The sequence below is a fragment of the Flavobacterium gillisiae genome (genome assembly GCF_900107635.1).
Lineage (GTDB): Bacteria > Bacteroidota > Bacteroidia > Flavobacteriales > Flavobacteriaceae > Flavobacterium > Flavobacterium gillisiae.
On the sequence record NZ_FNRD01000001.1, the window covers coordinates 636,309 to 654,817 of the forward strand.

Consider the following 18,509-nt stretch of genomic DNA (forward strand, 5'->3'; position numbering starts at 1 on the left):
AATTAGCTGATATAATTTTTAGACAATGACTAACTTTATTCTTATCTTTTTTTATTTAATTCTTGGGATTGTCTTGCAACGTGTAAAACGATTTCCTACGAACAGTTATAAGTTATTAAATAAGATTGTAATTTATATTTGTCTTCCTGCTTTGGCCTTGTATTACATTCCTAAAATTCATTGGAATAATCAATTGTTGTTTCCTATTGGCGTGGCATGGATTGGGTTTGCAGTTTCGTTTGTGTTTTTTCGTTTTTTAGGAAAAAAGTATGGTTGGTCTAAAAAACTGACTGGATGCTTAATCTTAACGGCAGGCCTTGGGAATACTTCATTCCTTGGCTTTCCAATTATCGAAGCGCTATATGGTCAGGAAGGGATGAAAACTGCGATATTAGTAGATCAACCCGGAACTTTTGTAGTACTTTCTACTTTAGGGATTCTGGTTGCTACTATGTACTCTAAAGGGGAGCCAAATGGCATTCAAATTTTTAAGAAAATTATGTTTTTCCCTCCATTTATTACTTTTGTGGCGGCCTGTGTAATGAATGTATTAAATTTTGATTTCCATGAATGGATACAATACATTCTCAAGAAAGTAGGTAGTGGAGTCACCCCATTAGCATTGGTTTCTGTGGGACTACAGCTGCGTTTTGAAAGTAGAAGCCAGCATTGGCGGTTTTTGGGATTGGGGCTTCTATATAAACTAATATTGACTCCAGCCATAATCTATGTGTTGTACGTTGTGATTTTAAATCAAAATTCCAAAATGATTGAAGTGGCCATTATGGAGTCAGCAATGGCGCCCATGATAACTGCCAGCATATTGGCAACTACACATGGTTTAAAGCCTCGTTTAAGTAGTATGATGATTGGTTTTGGAATCCCTATTTCTTTTATCACTTTAGCGTTTTGGTACTTTGTACTTCGTTTTATTTAATTTTTTCTTTTTTTATTCCGATATGAATACTATTTCTAGTACTGATTTAAAAGCAGATAATCCTGCAGTAGCTCAAAAAACCATTTATTCGGTTTTGTTTTCCATAGCTTTTGCTCATTTGTTAAATGATTTAATGCAATCGGTTATTCCGTCTACTTACCCAATTCTTAAAGAGAATTTTAGCTTAAATTTCACTCAGATCGGGTTGATTACTTTTGTTTATCAACTGACAGCTTCTTTATTACAACCCTTTATTGGTTTTTATACTGATAAGAAACCAAAGCCTTATTCATTGTCAATTGGTATGGTGTTTACGATTTCGGGACTAGCTTTATTATCGGTGTCTACTCATTTTTGGATGATATTAGTTGCGGTTTCCCTCGTGGGTATTGGTTCTTCCATATTTCATCCGGAAGCGTCTCGTGTTGCTTTTTTAGGTTCTGGAGGGAAAAGAGGTTTGGCACAATCCATCTTTCAGTTAGGCGGCAACACCGGAAGCGCCATCGGACCATTGTTAGTTGCTATAATTGTGGCTCCTTATGGTCAATCGAATATCATTTGGTTTGTAATAGTGGGTATTTTAGGAATATTTGTTTTAACTAAGATTGCTGTTTGGTACCAAGACCATTTGAATTTGCGTGCAGCTAAAAAAATAGCTACCGAGGATGAGACTGTTCCTTTTTCGAAAAGAAAAATACAAATTTCGATAGGAGTATTACTTCTTTTAATTTTTTCGAAATTTTTCTATATGTCTAGTATGTCGAGCTATTTTACATTTTATTTAATGAAAAAATTCGGACTTAGTATTCAAGAATCTCAGTTTCATTTATTTGTTTTCTTAGCTGCTGTGGCGGCAGGAACATTAATAGGCGGTCCTTTAGGGGATCGTTTTGGAAGGAAATACATTATTTGGATTTCAATTTTAGGAGCTGCTCCCTTTACCTTGCTTTTGCCTTACGCTAATTTGTTTTGGACAGGGATATTATCAGTTGTTATAGGAATTGTTATTGCTTCTGCATTTTCGGCCATTTTAGTATTTGCACAAGAATTGATGCCGGGGAAAGTAGGTATGATTTCGGGTTTGTTTTTTGGTTTTGCTTTTGGAATGGGAGGTTTGGGTTCCGCTATCTTGGGGTATTTGGCTGATCAAACCAGTATAGAGTATGTTTATAAAATCAGTTCTTTTCTGCCTTTGTTGGGCGTATTTACTTATTTTTTACCTAATGTCAAAATGAAAAAATACGGACGCTAGCTTTGGTTTCTTTGTGTATTTACGCATCTAGTTCAATATTTTTTGACTAACTTTAATAAAAATATAGAGAAATTATGGCAACGCTACGATTAGGAGATATTGCACCAGATTTTACAGCAGAAACAACAATGGGGGAAATTAATTTTCATGAGTGGATAGGGGATTCATGGTGTGTTTTATTTTCACATCCTGCCGATTTCACGCCCGTTTGTACTACTGAACTGGGAACTGTTGCAAATTATTACCCCGAGTTTGAAAAAAGAAATACAAAAGTAATTGCATTAAGTGTGGATGGATTAGAGTCGCATCTAAAATGGATTAAAGATATTGAGGAAACTCAAAATGTTACTTTGCAATACCCGATTATTGCAGACGAAAGTAAGACTGTTGCAAATCTTTATGATATGATTCACCCCAATGCAAATGAAACCTTTACTGTTCGGTCTGTTTTTATAATTGCACCTGATAAAAAAATTAAGTTGATATTGACCTATCCAGCTTCTACAGGAAGAAATTTCGATGAAATCCTGCGTGTTATTGATAGTCTGCAGTTAACATCAGAATATAGTGTGGCGACACCTGCAAACTGGAAAGATGGGAATGATGTAGTGATTTCACCTTCAATTCCGGATCATGATATACCTGCAAAATTTCCAAAGGGATATCAGCAAATAAAGCCTTATTTAAGAATGACCCCTCAGCCTAACAAATAAGATTATAAAGATTTTTAAAATTAGAAAAGTATAATGAAAGCTATTTTATTATACTTTTTTTATGCTTAAAAAGGCTGTAAGAGGAATTAGTTTTTTTACGATTAGTAATAAACAAACCCACGATAATGATACCCATACTTATGATTTGGCTCAGAACAATATTCTGATTCAGAAAAAAGTAAGCTAAAACTCCGCTAAAGACAGGTATTAAATAGTAGATTAATGCTGTTTTTTGCGTCCCAATTAGCGTAATGGCTTCGTTCCATAAATAATAGGAGACCAGCGAGGCAAAGATGCCAACATAAGTGGCAGCAAAAATTGTGGTGGAGTCAAAAATAACTTTCTTGTAATAGAGGTGTTCCCAAAGGTAGAAAGGGAAGAGGAAAAGGACTCCCAAAACAAAAACACTAAATAGAAATACTTTGGATGGTAATTCCTTTGGTTTCAGCCTGACTAAAATGGTATAACTCGCAAAGAAAAGACAGGCAATCAACATTATTAAATCACCTATTGCAAACTTAATTTGAAGTAGGCTTTGTAAAGAACCTTTTGTAATTAAGATTAAAACACCGAGTATGATTGTTAAGATGCCAATAATTTTTGTATTGCTTACTTTTTCCTTGAAAGCAATTCGGGATATTGCTACAATAAATAAGGGAATGGAAATGGCTATTAAAGATAGATTGACCGCTGATGTTGTTTTTCCGGCAAAATAAATCAACGTGTTAAATATGGTAATTCCAAGAACTGCTGTGAGAGCAAGAAAACGAATGTTTTTCTTTATTTCTAAACGATTTCTAATAGTGCTCTTAATGGCAAAAGGAGCTAAAACCACACAAGCGATTGTCCACCTCCAAAAAGCTAATCCTACAGGTGGAATATGGCCTTTTATGCCGCTGGCAATCACAAAATTCACTGACCAAAGTAGGGTAGCGCATAGTGCGAATAAAATACCTTTTGTCTGGTTATTCATGTACTTAAATTCTAAAGGAAGGTTTTAAACGAGATTGTTTATTTTAGCATGTTGTAATAGTATAATAGTCTTAGCATCTTTAATTTCACCGGATGCAATCATAGCATATGCCTCGTCATAAGACATTTCCATGACCTCAATATTTTCTTCTTCATGTGTGACGCCACCGCCATCACTTACCTTCATAGATTCGTCATATTCACCAACAAATAAGTGTAAAATTTCGGTTACAGCACCTGGAGACATATAGGATTCCATTACCTTTTGCACTTTTGAAATGCGATATCCCGTTTCTTCCTCCGTTTCTCTAATGATGCATTGTTCTGGATTGTCTTGGTCTAGAAGACCGGCGCAAACCTCAATCATCATTCCTGATTTGTTTTCATTTAGATACGTTGGTAAACGAAATTGTCTGGTAAGGATTACTGTTTTTTGTTTTGAATTATAAAGTAAAATGGCTGCCCCATTTCCACGATCGTAAACTTCTCTTTTTTGAGTAATCCAGCTATTGTCGTTTTTTTGATAGTCGAAAGTGACTTTGTTCAGAATATACCAATTGTCAGAAAGAAGTTCTGTTTGTTTTATTTTTATTTGCGGATCTTGCATTTGGGGTATTTTAATGGACTAGTGTAAGATTTAATTTTATAATTAAAAAACGCTCTGAAATTTCAGAGCGTTTTTTAATCTTATTTAGTAATTGTTTGTGTTCTATCTGGCCCTACAGAGACAATTTTGATAGGGACTTCGACTTCTTTTTCAATAAAGTCAATGTATTCTTTTAGTTCGATTGGTAATTCATCGTATGTAGTCATACCGGTTAAATCTGCTTTCCAACCTTTGAATTCCTTGTAAACTGGAGTTACATTTTCTGGTTCAATGTTATAAGGGAAGTGAGCGATGTTTTTACCTTTATAAGTGTACTCAGTACAGATTTTTAAAGTTTCAAATCCTGAAAGAACATCACCTTTCATCATCATTAATTGTGTAACGCCATTTACTTGAATAGCATATTTCAATGCTACTAAGTCTAACCAACCACAACGTCTTTGTCTTCCTGTAACAGATCCAAATTCATTTCCTACGCGTGCCATTGTAGTACCGTCTTCGTCAAAAAGTTCTGTTGGAAATGGTCCACTACCTACACGTGTTACGTATGCTTTGAAAATTCCGTATACTTCTTTGATTTTGTTAGGAGCGATTCCTAAACCAGTACAAGCTCCTGCAGCAGTAGTATTAGAAGAAGTTACAAATGGATATGTTCCAAAGTCTACATCCAGCAACGAACCTTGAGCTCCTTCACATAGTATTGATTTACCTGCTTTTTGAGCTTGGTGTAAATATTCTTCACTATCAATAAAATCAAGTTTTTTCAAATCTTCGATAGATTCAAAAAATTCTTTTTCAAGTTCTTCTAAGTTGTATTGAATGTTTACATCATGAAATGCAATCATTGCTTCATGCTTGTCAGCAAGTGCTCTGTATCTTTCTTTGAAGTCTTCTAGTTCGATATCGCCAACACGAATTCCGTTTCTACCGGTTTTGTCCATGTAAGTTGGTCCAATACCTTTCAATGTAGAACCAATTTTAGCTTTCCCTTTTGAAGCTTCAGAAGCAGCATCTAGTAAACGGTGAGTTGGTAAAATTAAATGTGCTTTTCTTGAAATGATTAATTTCGATTTAATATCTAAATTAAATTTAGCTAAGCCGTCAACTTCACCTTTGAAAACAACTGGGTCAATTACAACACCATTTCCAATAATATTAATGTTATTATCGTGAAAAATTCCAGAAGGAATAGTTCTAAGGACATGTTTTATTCCGTCAAATTCTAAAGTATGTCCAGCATTTGGGCCACCTTGAAAACGAGCAATAATATCGTATTTTGAAGTAAGTACATCAACAATTTTACCTTTTCCTTCATCTCCCCATTGTAATCCTAGTAATAAATCTACGGTCATTCTGTTTATTATTTGCAGTTAATTATTTATTTGCTGAACCTCTCACAAGTGATTCGTATTTTTTAAATTTCAGTATCTGATATTGGTTTTTTCTTGACTCCGTATAGATATAGAGAGTGATTAGTGATTTCAATATCAAATATTTCTTCGATTGTTTTTTTGATGCTTTGTATTCTTGGATCACAAAACTCAATCACTTCTCCAGTATCAGTCATGATGATATGATCATGTTGTTTGTCGAAGTATGATTTTTCGTAGTGTGCTTGATTTTGACCAAACTGATGCTTGCGAACTAAAGCACAATCCAGTAATAACTCAATTGTATTGTATAAGGTCGCTCTACTGACACGGTAGTTTTTATTTTTCATTTTGATATAAAGATTCTCGATATCAAAATGCTCTTCACTTTCATAAATTTCTTGAAGGATGGAATAACGTTCAGGAGTTTTTCGGTGCCCTTTTTTTTCAAGATACATTGTAAAAACATTTTTTACAATTTCTTGGTTTTTGTTGTTATCTGTGGAAATGAGTGTCATATCTGGCAAAGATAAATTATTTATTCTAATAGTTTTCAAGTTTAAGGACTTATAAGAGCATAATTTGTGAGTTTTGAAACAAAAAGAACGTAAATGCTATAGTCCTCAACGAGTCGTGAAAATCGATAATTATGCTTTAATCCTAATACTTTTATTTTTTATAAACACGGGTTACCTTATCGATTCCGTCGATTTTTTTAATATTATCGATTAGTTTATTCAGTAAAGTACTATTCTGCACGACAACAATTAACTGTCCTTTGAATAGTCCTGCATCTCCGTTTAATGATATGCTTTGAATGTTGACCTGCATATTATTCGAAATTACTTTGGTCAACTCATTTGTAAGTCCTAAAGTATCCATTCCTGTAATATTTATGATAGCCTTAAATTCTTGTTGTGATGAATCGATCCATTTGGCCTGCATAATACGATACGCATAGTTGGATTGCATCGCAATTGCATTTGGACAATCTTTTTTATGCACTTTAATACCTTCGTTTATCGTGACAAAACCAAAAACGGTGTCCCCTGGAATGGGATTACAGCATGTGGACAGTTTATAGTCTAGTTTATCTTGTTCCTTACCAAACACGAGCATATCATAATTACTGCTCAATACTTGTTTGTGGACGTCTGCATCAGCAGTTTGTCCTGAACGTTTTATTTTGCTTTTAAAGAAATTGATTAAAGTGTTGCTTTTTTGGGCAGCATAATCTTTAAGTTGCTGGTTGTCAATCGAGCCCACGCCAACTCTGTAAAACAAATCTAAACTGGTTTTTAGTTTGAAAAAATTGACTAATTCATTAATTACGCTCTCATTTAAAGTTATTTTTAGATGCTTTAATTTACGAGTTAGGATTTCTTTTCCGTCTTCAGCAATTTTTTTGGTATTTTCATTTAAGACATTTCTAATCTTATTTTTTGCTCGTGATGTGGTAACATAATCAAACCAGTTAATGGTGGGTTTTTGATTTTGGGAAGTGATAATTTCGACCTGATCACCATTTTTTAGTTCATAATTTAGAGGGACTAATTTTCCGTTTACACGGGTTCCACGAGTTTTAATACCTATTTCAGAATGGATGCTAAATGCAAAATCCAGAGAAGTAGCTCCCTTCGGTAAGGATTTGATATCTCCTTTTGGGGTAAAAACATATATCTCTTTTGAATACAGATTCATTTTAAAATCCTCAACAAAATCTACGGCACTGGTTTCTGAATTTTCTAGTGCTTCTTTAAGTAAGTTCAACCAAACATCTAAGCCACCTTCTTCTGTGGCGCCATTTTTATATTTGTAATGTGCTGCATACCCTTTTTCTGCAATCTCGTCCATACGTTCACTGCGTACTTGTACTTCTACCCAACGCCCTTTAGGTCCCATAACCGTAATGTGCAATGCTTCATATCCGGTAGATTTAGGAGAAGATATCCAATCGCGCAAACGACTTGGACTCGGACGATAATGGTCGGTTACAATGGAATATATTTTCCAAGCAAGAAACTTTTCTTCATGCGGATTTGCTTTGTAAACTATGCGAAGTGCAAACTTATCATAGACTTCATCAAAACTTACATTTTGAGCCAGCATTTTTCTTCTGATAGAATAGATAGATTTTGGACGACCTTTTATAACATATTCGACTCCTTCAGCATCTAAAGAGCTTTTAATCACGTCAGAGATGTCTTTTATGTAGGCATCTTGTTGTTCTTTGGTCTCTTTAATTTTGCTAACGATATTGTTGTAAACGATAGGTTCAGTGTATTTTAACCCTAAATCTTCCAGTTTTGTTTTGATGTTGTATAATCCTAAACGATGGGCAAGAGGTGCATAGATATATAAAGTCTCAGAGGCAATTTTGACTTGTTTATGGTTTTCCATGGACTCCATAGTTTGCATGTTGTGCAATCTATCGGCTATTTTTATTAGGATAACGCGCACATCATCATTAAGCGTCAATAACATTTTACGGAAATTTTCGGCTTGCATCGATACGTTCATGTCTTTTTGAACCAACGAAATCTTAGTTAATCCTTCTACAAGTTGCGCCACTTTTGGATTAAAAATCCGTTCAATGTCTTTAACGGTAGTGGGAGTGTCTTCCACAACATCATGTAATAATGCTGCGGCAATAGAAGTGGCACCCAGACCTATTTCTGAGGCAACTATTTTTGCCACGGCAATAGGGTGGAATATATAGGCTTCCCCTGATTTTCTTCGTTGTTCTTTATGGGCTTCTACGGAAACATCAAATGCCTTACGTATCAATTTCTTGTCTTCAGGCGTTAAGGTCTGGTAACTGATACGCAGTAATTCTTTGTATTCCTGAGCAATTGCTTTGTTCTCTTTTTCTATATCTATTTCTGTCATAGCGGCATGGTTCATTTTCTAAAAATAACTATAAGTTAGCAAATATGCAAGAGATAAATTACTACCTAATATATAATATTCCGCTTGGTCTTTCAAGAATGTTTTAGGGTTGTTTTTTTTAGATTCGAATAAAATCCAAATCTTGAAAATCATAGCTAAAATCGGTTAAATCAGAGATGGGATTCATTTTTAAAGTAATGGCTTTTCCTTTTTCATCAAAGCTAAAAAAGAGATGGGCATCAGCATGCAAGTAAGCGTTATTCCATTTTACCACAAAGTTTCCTTTTTTATAGAAAAACACCTCTCCGCTAAGCTGAGAAGAACGTTTCGATTCAAAAAATAACTTCCCTTTTTTCTCGCTTATAACGACATCTCCAAACCATTTGTCTTGATACGTTCCCGTTATTGAAGCTAGGTCAACTTTTATTTTGTCTTTTTTGTTTTTTGCGACGGTAGTCCATACTTCGTCAGTCACTTTATCAGCACTTTCTTCATTAGCTTTAATGCGGTTACTGTAAATCGTCACATAATCGTCTGAAACGATATCTAAATAGCTGTCTTTTATGGTGTTTGTAATTGCGTTAAATGCAGCACCTGATTGTTGGTTTGTCAATACAATAATTCCTAACTGTAATTCAGGAATATAAGTAGTCTGTGTTACAATTCCCTCAAGTCCACCAGTATGTGTTACTTGCTTGTATCCTTTTACATCACTTAAAAACCAACCTAGTCCATACCCATTAAAATGTGTATTGTATGGAGCCCTAGTTTTGGTTGGAATAATAGTTTGCAACTGCCACATTTCATCATGCTCTTTCTCTGAAAATAACTGCTTATTTTCAGGACCATATTTTCCATTATTCATTTGCATAATTGCCCATTTGCTCAAATCGTTGACACTAGAATAAACTCCCGCGGCTGCATCAAAAAGCTGGTTTTGGTAGCGTTTGATCACTTTCAGCTTTCCATTGATAGGTACGTGAGGGGCAATGATATTTGTTGAGTCTTTTAAGCGAACAAATGAAGCTGCGCTATGATTCATTTCGAGTGGTGCCATAATGCGCTCTTCGACAAAATCACCCCAGCTTTTTCCACTAACTACATGAATGACTTCTCCGGCTACAATGTACAATAGGTTGTCATAATCATATTTAGTTCTAAAAGCCGAAACAGGCTTCAAATATTGTAAGTTTTGAATAATATCAGTAGCAGTAAAATTACTTCCGTCAGGCCAAATCATTAAATCTCCTGCTCCAAGCCCAAGACCGCTTCTGTGTGTCAATAAATCACGAATGGTGAATTCCTGAGTTACGTAATCATTGTACATTCTAAAGTTAGGAAGGTATTTGATGACTTTATCGTCCCATTTTATTTTTCCTTCATCCACTAATATGGCTAGTGATGCGCTTGTAAAAGCTTTACTGTTAGAAGCAATACCAAATAAAGTATTGGAATCCACTTTTTCTTTTGTATCGATGGATTTTACCCCATACCCTTTAGCAAGAACTACTTTTCCATCTTTTATAATTGCTACTGCAATTCCAGGGACATTAAATGCAGTTAAGGTTTTGTTCACTAATGCATCCACTTGCGGCTCGGTTATTTGTCCGAAAGAAAGTGTTGTTGTAATTAATGTTATTAGAGCGAATAATTTGTTTTTCATATTCTTATTTTTTTTATATAATTCTGGAATCAAAAATGTAATTTTAAAATCCTCTTTGCCTTTTGGCTTCAAAAATCAATATCGCTGCAGCAACCGAAACATTCATACTATCGATTTCACCCTGCATGGGAATTATAATATTTTGGGTAGCGGCATCACGCCATTCTTGGGTTAAGCCTGTTGCTTCCGTACCTACCACTAAAGCTGTTGGCGTAGTGTAATCTTGGGTGTGATATGAAGTTGAATTTTGCAAAGTGGCACAATAGAAATTGATTTTTTTCTCTTTTAGGAAAGCAATTATTTCTGCCGTCGTTCCTGTTGCAATTTGGTTTGTAAACAAACAACCTACACTCGAACGCACAACATTAGGATTGTACAAATCACTTTTGGGATTTGCAATAATTACGGCATCAAGATTAGCTGCGTCTGCAGTTCGCAATAAGGCACCAATATTTCCAGGCTTCTCAGTTGCTTCGGCAATAAGAATCAATGGATTATCGGATAATTTTAAATCCGAAAGCTGTTGTGATTTTGTTTTGGCTATAGCCAAAATACCCTCAGTAGTATCACGATAGGCTAGTTTTTGAAATACATCTTTATTGATTTCAATTAGCTCGGTAGTATTTGATATTTTTTTAGCTTCAATTTCAGTACAAATTTCAGGATAAAATAAGATGGTTTCTATTTCATAACCTCCTTTTAGCGCCAAGGAAATTTCGCGCTTTCCTTCTATTAAGAAAGTGCCTGTTTGTTTGCGATTTTTAGCTTTTTCTTGTAATAATACCAAAGATTTTATGAATGGATTTTGAATTGAAGTGATTTGTTTCAAGATATTCTAAAATTTAATTATTATTTAGGAAACAAAGATACGTAGAGAACAGGCAGTTTTAAAAATTTGAAACAGAATATTTGTAGACCCGAAAAGAGATTCTACAGATATGTTTCTCAGAACTACTTTACGCCGTTATTTTTTTTTAATTTTGCGGTAATTGTTTTTAAAAACAAGAATACGATTTACTCAATTTAAACTCATAAAAGTCATGTTTCATTTATTGGATATTATAGGAACAATTGCTTTTGCCTTGTCGGGAGCGTTGACTGCTATGAGTAAAAAGCTTGATCTTTTTGGCGTTTTTATTATTGCCTTTGTAACGGCAGTAGGAGGAGGAACCTTGCGGGATGTTATGATTGGTAGAACGCCTGTAGGCTGGATGCTTGATTTAGAGTATGTGTATTTCATATGCATTGCCTTCGTTTTGGCCTTAGTATTTAGAAAGAAATTTGACAGACTGCGTACTTCATTATTGTTATTCGATACGATAGGACTTGGAGTGTTTACATTGATTGGTCTTGAAAAAGGAATTAATATTGGATTACACCCTGTCGTTTGTATTGCTTTAGGAACAATGACCGCTTGTTTTGGAGGAGTTATTCGGGATATTTTATGTACTGAAATCCCGGTGATTTTTAGGAAAGAAATCTATGCTACGATTTGTATCTTGGGCGGAATAGTATTTTTTATGCTAAAAAAATTCAATTTAGATAATGATATCTTATACTTAATAACTTCGTTAGTAATTATTTCAGTTCGTTTGATGGCGGTGAAATTTAAATGGTATTTACCTACTTTAGAAAAGAATTAGTGCGGTAATTTATTATTAGTTCAATAAATACAAGAAGCCGACTAGCGGAATCGGGTAGTCTGGATCGTTTAACTCGATAATGTAATAGTAGGTTCCGTCAGGGCATCTTTGGTTATCGAGCAGTATTCCTTTGCTAGCGTAGCCATCCCAGTCCCGAGTATTGTTATTTCCTTCCCACAATAATGCACCCCAGCGGTTGTATATCGATATTTTAAAATTCAAGAAAATATCACGAATGCCTTTATTCACAAAGGTATCATTGCGATTGTCATTATTGGGTGAGATAAAGTTGTGTACCGTGGGAGCACAATTCTTAGTGTTTAATTGAAAAGAAGTAATGCTAAAACAGTACTCATTTTGGACTCTAATATATATAGTCGTAACCGCTTTATTGGTCTTGAAGTTGTAAGTATTCTGTATTGCAGTGGCTCCGTTTTCTACACCAAGCGTTGCGTCTTCTAACGATGTATAAAAACTAACGGTGTCTTCTGTCTTTACTTTTACTAAATCGTCATAATTTGAAAAGTTGAAAAAACCAATTCCTAACCCTTGATTGCAAGATTCCATGTCAGCTACGGTATTGGTTTTTGGAGAAATCCTCAAAGAAATATTTTGAATAATACTTGAATTATTTTCCTCGTTCAGTTCTGTTACGACTCCGATTCGGCTTCCGTTATCATCGACAGAAAATTCCAAATTAAAGGGACCTTGAATAGTGTTGGGTATATCTAAAGTAATTTTGTTGTTTTCGACTCCATCAATTGGTATACTGTTTTGTGTCTTTGTGGTGCCCGTCAATATTCCATTTGTATATATGGCGATTGGAGTTGCGATAGGAATAATAGCGGTACTATTAGTGTTATAAACACTATAGTCAATAGTGATTTTTCTAGAGTCACAGGCTAAGTCAATGTTGTTAATACGCAGTGTTGCATCCGGTAATTGGCTGTTCAATTTGGTAACAATGGCATTGATCATCACAAAATCTTGACCTGACGTAAGCTGGATTTTTGCCGAATTATCTCCAATGTTAATGTTGTTTTGAATGTTGTATACATCTAAATCCATATTGTAAAGCGAAGTAGAGCCTGTAAAACTATTGGTCCCGTTAAATGCGTTATCTACTGGGTTCAGTGGTAAATTACTGATTGGATTTCCGTTCACTCGGAGCGTTTCATTAACACTGATTGATCGGTCTCCTTCCCAGGCAACAAAGCCTATTCTTGCATCTTGATTGTCAATAACATTCAAACTGTTTAACGTAATGTTTATTTCATTTGGAACATACTGTAATCCATCATATATAGTAAGTTGGTTTAAGGGTAGATTGGCATTTTTATACACTAGGACAATTGCCCAACCTCCAAAATTGGTTCCATTCCAGCAATAATAATCGATTACGTCCCTTAAATCTAGTTCGCTTAAATTATAAACACCACTTCCTGTACTTTTAACTTGTGCTGTTATATCAGTAAAAGCACTGAAAAAAGGAAGCCCAGACGAGCTCTGAGTAACTTTAAAGGTTCTTTGAGCAGTAATATCTTGATTGTTTAATTTTACTTCAAAATCACCAAATCCAGAGCCAGCCCAATAGAGATAGGCGCTTTCTATTTCATCACCGGGATTTAAGGTCAGTATTGCTGTTGAGCTTGTATTAATTTCGCAAGGTCTCCCGGTACCATTTTCATAGGTATTTAACGTGTTTCCAAAAAATACAAAATCATATCTCCCATTATATTGATGGTAGAGCGAGATATCCTGTCCATACACACAAGATGATAGAATAAGAATTAAAGTAAAAAAACAATAATGTAATTTTTGCGTCATATAAAAGTAATGTAGCGGATCTAAATTTAGTGATTTATTTTTATAAATCTAATTCTATAAATAGTGAGATATTTGCCGAATAATTGTTTAATTTCCCAATGTTTAAAAATCGACTTTGAAAAAGCACATAATAAAACAATACGAATCTAAATATTTCGACGAATGGAATGCTTTTATAAGCAAGGCTAAAAATGCGAGTTTTCTGTTTCATCGCAATTTTATGGAATATCATTCAGATCGATTTCAAGATTATTCATTACTGATTTTTGAGGAGGAGAAACTAATTGCTGTATTGCCGGCAAACCGAGTTGGAACTACTGTTTATTCTCATCAAGGTTTGACTTATGGAGGATTAGTGTATGAAGAGCAAACTAAATTAGCATCGGTAATCGCTATTTTTTCAGCTATTTTATTGTTTTTAGACCAAAATGGGATTGAGAAAATGCATATAAAAACAGTCCCCTCGATCTACCATACTAAACCTTCCGAGGAAATTCAGTACGCTTTGTTTTTGGCGGATGCCAAATTAGCCCGAAGAGATACGTTGTCAGTAATAGATTTATTACAAGAGAATACAGTAGCAAAAGGTAGAAAAAGTAGTCTTAAAAAAGCAACACAAAATGATCTGGTTATTAAAGAAGAAAGTGATTTTGAACAGTTTTGGAATAAGATTTTGATTCCAAATTTATCAGAAAGACACAATGCTAAGCCCGTTCATACATTGGAAGAAATAACGCATTTGAATGAATTGTTTCCCGGTAATATCATTCAGTTCAATGTCTATCATAATGATGTAATTGTTGCAGGAGCTACCGTTTTTGAAAGTACAACGGTTACGCATTGTCAATATATTTCTAAATTTGAAACAAATCAGACGCTGAGTAGTTTGGACTTTTTATTCAATTTCTTAGTCCATAAACGATTTGCAAAAAAGCGATTTTTTGATTTTGGAAGCTCTAACGAAAACCAAGGGAAAAAGCTGAATGAGGGATTGACTTATTGGAAAGAAAGCTTTGGAGCCAGCACTATAGTTCACGATTTCTATGAAGTTGAAACGGCTAATTATTATAAATTAGATCAGGCTGCGATATGATACCATTTTTAGATTTAAAAAAAATAAATGCCACATACGAAACTGATTTTCAAGTAAAAATGAAAACGGTTTTGGACAACGGTTGGTATATTCTGGGTGAAGAAGTCAAAGCTTTTGAAAGCAATTTTGCTAGCTATTGTGGTTCTAAATATTGCATCGGAGTAGGAAATGGTTTTGACGCCTTAACATTGATTTTTAAAGGCTATATTCTATTAGGGGAATTACAAAAGGGAGATGAGGTCATTGTTCCTGCTAATACTTATATTGCTACTATTCTGGCTATTCTAGAAGCCGATTTAATTCCGGTTTTGGTCGAGCCAAAGTTAGAAACCTATAACCTCGATCCAGATTTAATTTCTGAGAAAATTTCATCAAAAACGAAAGCTGTTCTTGCAGTTCACTTGTATGGACAATTGGCGGAAATGGAGGGTATAAACACAATTGCTGCTAAATATAACTTGCTGGTAGTAGAGGATGCAGCTCAGTCTCATGGTGCAATTAGCAATCAAAAAACAATAATCGAAAATCAAAAATCAAGTGTCGCGTACAGTTTTTATCCTGGAAAAAATCTGGGGGCATTAGGTGACGGAGGTGCGATAATTACAAATGATTCAGCTTTAGCCAAAATAATATTTTCTCTTCGCAATTATGGATCAGAAACCAAGTACTACAATGATTATGCTGGAGTAAATTCAAGGTTAGATGAGTTGCAAGCCGCTTTTTTAAATGTGAAATTACCGCATTTAGATACCGAAAATGAACAACGTAGAAGGATTGCAAGAAGGTATCTAGCAGAGATTAAAAATGATAAAATACAATTGCCCAAATGGGATTTATCCAACAATCATGTATTCCATTTGTTTGTAATTCGAACTGAAAACAGAGCGGAATTACAAAAGTATTTATATGAAAATGGAATACAGACCGTGATTCATTATCCGGTTCCTCCGCATAAACAAAAAGCGTTACCTGATTATAATGCGCAGTCTTTCCCTATTACCGAAAAAATACATGAAACGGTATTGAGTTTACCTATAAGTCCTGTTTTGACCGCTGAAGAAGTGACTTTTATTATAGCAATTTTAAATAAATATTGATTTGGAAGTTTTGAAAAAAATATACCGGTCACAGCTGTTTAAAATTAGTTCTTTAAATAGCTTAAGCATTATATTAAAAATTGGAATTGGGTTAGTTACGTCTAAATTGCTAGCTGTTTTTGTTGGGCCAAGTGGCATGGCTTTAGTGGGGAATCTCAGGAATTTTATGACTTCAGTAGAAAGTATTTCTACTTTGGGTTTCCAAAACGGAATCGTAAAATATGTAGCCGAAATTAAAGAAGACAAGCCGCGTCTTCAAAAATTATTGTCCACTGTTTTTATAAGTTTAGTTTTTGTGGCTGTTTTTTTAAGCGGTGTTTTGTTCTTCTTTGCTTCATTTTGGAACCAAGAAATTTTTGGAAATAATTACCAGTATAAGTCTGTTTTCAAAGCCTTAGCTTTAGCATTACCTTGGTATGTCATCTCCATTTTTTTAATTTCCGTTCTGAATGGTTTGGGTAGTTTTAAAAGAGTAATTTGGATTAACAGTATCGGAAATGCTATCGGATTGCTAGTGTCGATTGTTTTAATTTTGGAGTATAGAACTTTCGGAGCGTTATTGGCGATTGTTGTTTCACCGGCTTTATTATTTTTTGTTAGTTTCTATTTTGTCAACAAAGAAATTGATATTTTTAAATCAATTAGCCGTTCCGCTTTTGATTTAGAGATCATAAAGAATTTGTCTTCTTATTCGCTTATGGCATTGGTTTCATCCGTTTTAGGACCTCTGGTTTTTCTTGCAATACGAAATAATATTATTCAAACGCTAGATTATAACCAGGCGGGCTATTGGGAAACGATGATGCGTATTTCAACGTATTATATGCTTTTTGCAAGTACTATTTTGACAGTTTATTTTTTACCTAAACTTGCTGTCGCAAAAAATAATCAAGAAACGAAAACCGTTTTTTGGAATTATTATAAAGGGATATTACCTGTTTTTATTGTAGGGGTGACTATTGTTTATTTCTTACGTTTTTATATTGTAAAATTACTTTTTACGCGGGAGTTTTTACCGGTGACCACTTTGTTCTTTTGGCAATTAGTAGGAGATGTGTTAAAAGTGGCCTCGTTGATTTTAGGCTATCAGTTTTTTGCAAAAAAACTTACAGTAGCCTTTATTGTTACTGAATTGCTATCTCTTTCTATCACTTACTTCTCCAGTATATTCTTAGTGTCAATTTATGGGATCGAAGGGATTGTAATGGCGCATGCCTTGACGTATTTCGTATACTTAGTAGTGCTTGGTATTTATTTTAGGAAAAGCTTATTTTAGCTTGTTCTCCAAGTTTCTAGATATCGTTCTGCAATCTTGATATAATCATGCTCTTTCTTTATAAATGCTCTGGCACGTTTACCAATCGCAATAATTTCATTTGGGTTTTCAATTAGTAAGGATAATTCATTAACCAGATAATCTACATCAGCGATGGCATTGACAGCTACTTTTTCGGTGAGTTTATAATGCTCCATGAATAGATGCTCCGCTCCTGTAAAAACCACCTTTCCTTTAGCCATGGCTTCCAAAGCATTGTAGCCTTGGTCGCAGGCATATGTTTGATCTAGTAGAATATGTGCTTTGTTATAGGAATTAATATAGGCTGCATAAGGAACATCTTGGGTTGTAATAATTTCTACTTTGTCCCCGTATTTAGACTCGATTATTTTTAATGCTTTTTCAAAAAAATCATTTCCTTTCTTATGGTAATTCGCTTCGTTGATTCCATGAAAAACGATGATTTTATCTTCGATTTCTAATGGTTTAAAATCAATTTTGTTGGTGTTGATTGGATTGGGAATCAGACCTAAATATTTTGGATTTTGAAGCAAAGGAAAATGGTAATCCATATCAGAGGCGATAATGCCCTTAATGTTTGAGTAAATAAATTGATGAAGCTTCTTAAACGATTTTGTTTTGAATTTCAACACGTTTTCAACACTTTTAGTACTAATTCGGCCTAATAAATACGCTTGAATTACCGATTTGTAGCTAGGGTTTTCAAAGCAGTATTTTACGTTTAAATAGTCATATCCACAAGATAATAAGAACGTTTTAGAGTTGTTGCTGAAGAGGAATTTTAGAATTCTTTTTTCATGAAAATAGTTGCAGTAAAAGCTGTTTTCGTTTATAAGCTGTACTACATCAAAACCGCTAAAGTGATTTTTATTTTTCTTAAATTGTTTATACGTTAAATACGAGCTGACATCAAAACCAGACAACAAATGGATTCCAACTTTTATTTTTTTTAAAATGCCACTATCCCATTTTTTCTTAATTGGGTAGTCAATTGGGTAATTTTTAAAGCCGTCTTGGTGTCCTACAATGGAAACTTCATGACCCAATTCCTGCAAGCCTTCTTTAAGGGAGTTATGTAACCTACTAAATTCGCCAACAAGTAAAACTTTCATTTATATGTATATTTGACAAATATATTTACTTTTAGAC

The 18,509-nt window shown here is 34.3% G+C and carries 16 protein-coding genes; 7 read left to right on the forward strand and 9 right to left on the reverse strand.

Annotated features, from left to right (window positions below):
• Positions 1-25 precede the first annotated feature (25 nt).
• From BLV35_RS02925 to BLV35_RS02935, 3 genes are all read left to right on the forward strand, one after another.
• Complete coding sequence (locus BLV35_RS02925; protein ID WP_091084446.1) at positions 26-937, forward strand: AEC family transporter; 912 nt, start codon at positions 26-28, stop codon at positions 935-937.
• A 22-nt stretch (positions 938-959) separates the two neighbouring features.
• The gene (locus tag BLV35_RS02930; RefSeq protein WP_091084449.1) at positions 960-2,189 is read left to right on the forward strand and encodes an MFS transporter; all 1,230 of its coding nucleotides are present in this window, start codon (positions 960-962) and stop codon (positions 2,187-2,189) included.
• A gap of 74 nt (positions 2,190-2,263) precedes the next feature.
• A complete protein-coding gene (locus BLV35_RS02935; protein ID WP_074721230.1) occupies positions 2,264-2,902 on the forward strand; it encodes a peroxiredoxin in 639 nt (212 codons plus the stop codon).
• 40 nt (positions 2,903-2,942) lie between these two features.
• Here the strand turns inward: BLV35_RS02935 and BLV35_RS02940 are convergent, their stop codons facing one another.
• The 7 genes from BLV35_RS02940 to BLV35_RS02970 form a co-directional block, all read right to left on the reverse strand.
• Positions 2,943-3,875, reverse strand: a complete 933-nt coding sequence (locus BLV35_RS02940; RefSeq protein ID WP_091084450.1) for a DMT family transporter — start codon at positions 3,873-3,875, stop codon at positions 2,943-2,945.
• A 24-nt stretch (positions 3,876-3,899) separates the two neighbouring features.
• Complete coding sequence (gene nudK, locus BLV35_RS02945) at positions 3,900-4,481, reverse strand: GDP-mannose pyrophosphatase NudK (protein WP_091084452.1); 582 nt, start codon at positions 4,479-4,481, stop codon at positions 3,900-3,902.
• Positions 4,482-4,561: 80 nt separating this feature from the next.
• On the reverse strand, positions 4,562-5,833 hold the full coding sequence (locus BLV35_RS02950) for an adenylosuccinate synthase (protein ID WP_091084455.1): 1,272 nt from the start codon (positions 5,831-5,833) through the stop codon (positions 4,562-4,564).
• Positions 5,834-5,895: 62 nt separating this feature from the next.
• Entirely contained in the window at positions 5,896-6,369 is a 474-nt protein-coding gene (locus BLV35_RS02955; protein WP_091084457.1) for a Fur family transcriptional regulator, read from the reverse strand.
• Between the two features lie 151 nt (positions 6,370-6,520).
• Positions 6,521-8,740 (reverse strand): RelA/SpoT family protein, encoded by a 2,220-nt coding sequence (locus BLV35_RS02960; RefSeq protein WP_091084863.1) that lies wholly within the window; start codon positions 8,738-8,740, stop codon positions 6,521-6,523.
• A gap of 118 nt (positions 8,741-8,858) precedes the next feature.
• Positions 8,859-10,403: a serine hydrolase gene (locus BLV35_RS02965; protein WP_091084866.1), complete on the reverse strand. Its 1,545-nt coding sequence runs from the start codon at positions 10,401-10,403 to the stop codon at positions 8,859-8,861.
• Positions 10,404-10,446: 43 nt separating this feature from the next.
• Positions 10,447-11,232, reverse strand: coding sequence for a TrmH family RNA methyltransferase (locus tag BLV35_RS02970; protein WP_091084460.1), 786 nt, complete (start codon positions 11,230-11,232; stop codon positions 10,447-10,449).
• 211 nt (positions 11,233-11,443) lie between these two features.
• Between BLV35_RS02970 and BLV35_RS02975 the strand changes: the two genes are divergently transcribed.
• Complete coding sequence (locus BLV35_RS02975) at positions 11,444-12,046, forward strand: trimeric intracellular cation channel family protein (protein ID WP_091084464.1); 603 nt, start codon at positions 11,444-11,446, stop codon at positions 12,044-12,046.
• 15 nt (positions 12,047-12,061) lie between these two features.
• Here BLV35_RS02975 and BLV35_RS02980 read toward each other — a convergent pair whose 3' ends face one another.
• A complete protein-coding gene (locus tag BLV35_RS02980) occupies positions 12,062-13,873 on the reverse strand; it encodes a T9SS type B sorting domain-containing protein (RefSeq protein ID WP_091084468.1) in 1,812 nt (603 codons plus the stop codon).
• Between the two features lie 115 nt (positions 13,874-13,988).
• Here BLV35_RS02980 and BLV35_RS02985 point away from each other — a divergent pair, with 115 nt between their 5' ends.
• Genes BLV35_RS02985 through BLV35_RS02995 form a run of 3 tightly spaced genes read left to right on the forward strand, consistent with a single transcriptional unit; the run spans position 13,989 to position 17,339 of the window.
• Positions 13,989-14,966, forward strand: coding sequence for a GNAT family N-acetyltransferase (locus BLV35_RS02985; RefSeq protein ID WP_091084471.1), 978 nt, complete (start codon positions 13,989-13,991; stop codon positions 14,964-14,966).
• A complete protein-coding gene (locus BLV35_RS02990; protein ID WP_091084473.1) occupies positions 14,963-16,063 on the forward strand; it encodes a DegT/DnrJ/EryC1/StrS family aminotransferase in 1,101 nt (366 codons plus the stop codon). The genes BLV35_RS02985 and BLV35_RS02990 overlap by 4 nt, the downstream gene beginning before the upstream one ends.
• A gap of 10 nt (positions 16,064-16,073) precedes the next feature.
• Positions 16,074-17,339 (forward strand): O-antigen translocase, encoded by a 1,266-nt coding sequence (locus tag BLV35_RS02995; protein ID WP_245712002.1) that lies wholly within the window; start codon positions 16,074-16,076, stop codon positions 17,337-17,339.
• Here the strand turns inward: BLV35_RS02995 and BLV35_RS03000 are convergent.
• Entirely contained in the window at positions 17,336-18,472 is a 1,137-nt protein-coding gene (locus tag BLV35_RS03000; RefSeq protein ID WP_091084476.1) for a glycosyltransferase, read from the reverse strand. The two genes, BLV35_RS02995 and BLV35_RS03000, sit on opposite strands and share 4 nt — an antisense overlap.
• Positions 18,473-18,509: the final 37 nt, after the last annotated feature.

What these genes read in the sequence shown, in the direction of transcription:
- BLV35_RS02925 (WP_091084446.1), top strand. Translation starts at nt 26, where the DNA reads ATGACTAACTTTATTCTTATCTTTTTTTATTTAATTCTTGGGATTGTC.
- BLV35_RS02930 (WP_091084449.1), top strand. Translation starts at nt 960, where the DNA reads ATGAATACTATTTCTAGTACTGATTTAAAAGCAGATAATCCTGCAGTA.
- BLV35_RS02935 (WP_074721230.1), top strand. Translation starts at nt 2,264, where the DNA reads ATGGCAACGCTACGATTAGGAGATATTGCACCAGATTTTACAGCAGAA.
- BLV35_RS02940 (WP_091084450.1), bottom strand. Translation starts at nt 3,875, where the DNA reads ATGAATAACCAGACAAAAGGTATTTTATTCGCACTATGCGCTACCCTA.
- nudK (WP_091084452.1), bottom strand. Translation starts at nt 4,481, where the DNA reads ATGCAAGATCCGCAAATAAAAATAAAACAAACAGAACTTCTTTCTGAC.
- BLV35_RS02950 (WP_091084455.1), bottom strand. Translation starts at nt 5,833, where the DNA reads ATGACCGTAGATTTATTACTAGGATTACAATGGGGAGATGAAGGAAAA.
- BLV35_RS02955 (WP_091084457.1), bottom strand. Translation starts at nt 6,369, where the DNA reads ATGACACTCATTTCCACAGATAACAACAAAAACCAAGAAATTGTAAAA.
- BLV35_RS02960 (WP_091084863.1), bottom strand. Translation starts at nt 8,740, where the DNA reads ATGACAGAAATAGATATAGAAAAAGAGAACAAAGCAATTGCTCAGGAA.
- BLV35_RS02965 (WP_091084866.1), bottom strand. Translation starts at nt 10,403, where the DNA reads ATGAAAAACAAATTATTCGCTCTAATAACATTAATTACAACAACACTT.
- BLV35_RS02975 (WP_091084464.1), top strand. Translation starts at nt 11,444, where the DNA reads ATGTTTCATTTATTGGATATTATAGGAACAATTGCTTTTGCCTTGTCG.
- BLV35_RS02980 (WP_091084468.1), bottom strand. Translation starts at nt 13,873, where the DNA reads ATGACGCAAAAATTACATTATTGTTTTTTTACTTTAATTCTTATTCTA.
- BLV35_RS02990 (WP_091084473.1), top strand. Translation starts at nt 14,963, where the DNA reads ATGATACCATTTTTAGATTTAAAAAAAATAAATGCCACATACGAAACT.
- BLV35_RS03000 (WP_091084476.1), bottom strand. Translation starts at nt 18,472, where the DNA reads ATGAAAGTTTTACTTGTTGGCGAATTTAGTAGGTTACATAACTCCCTT.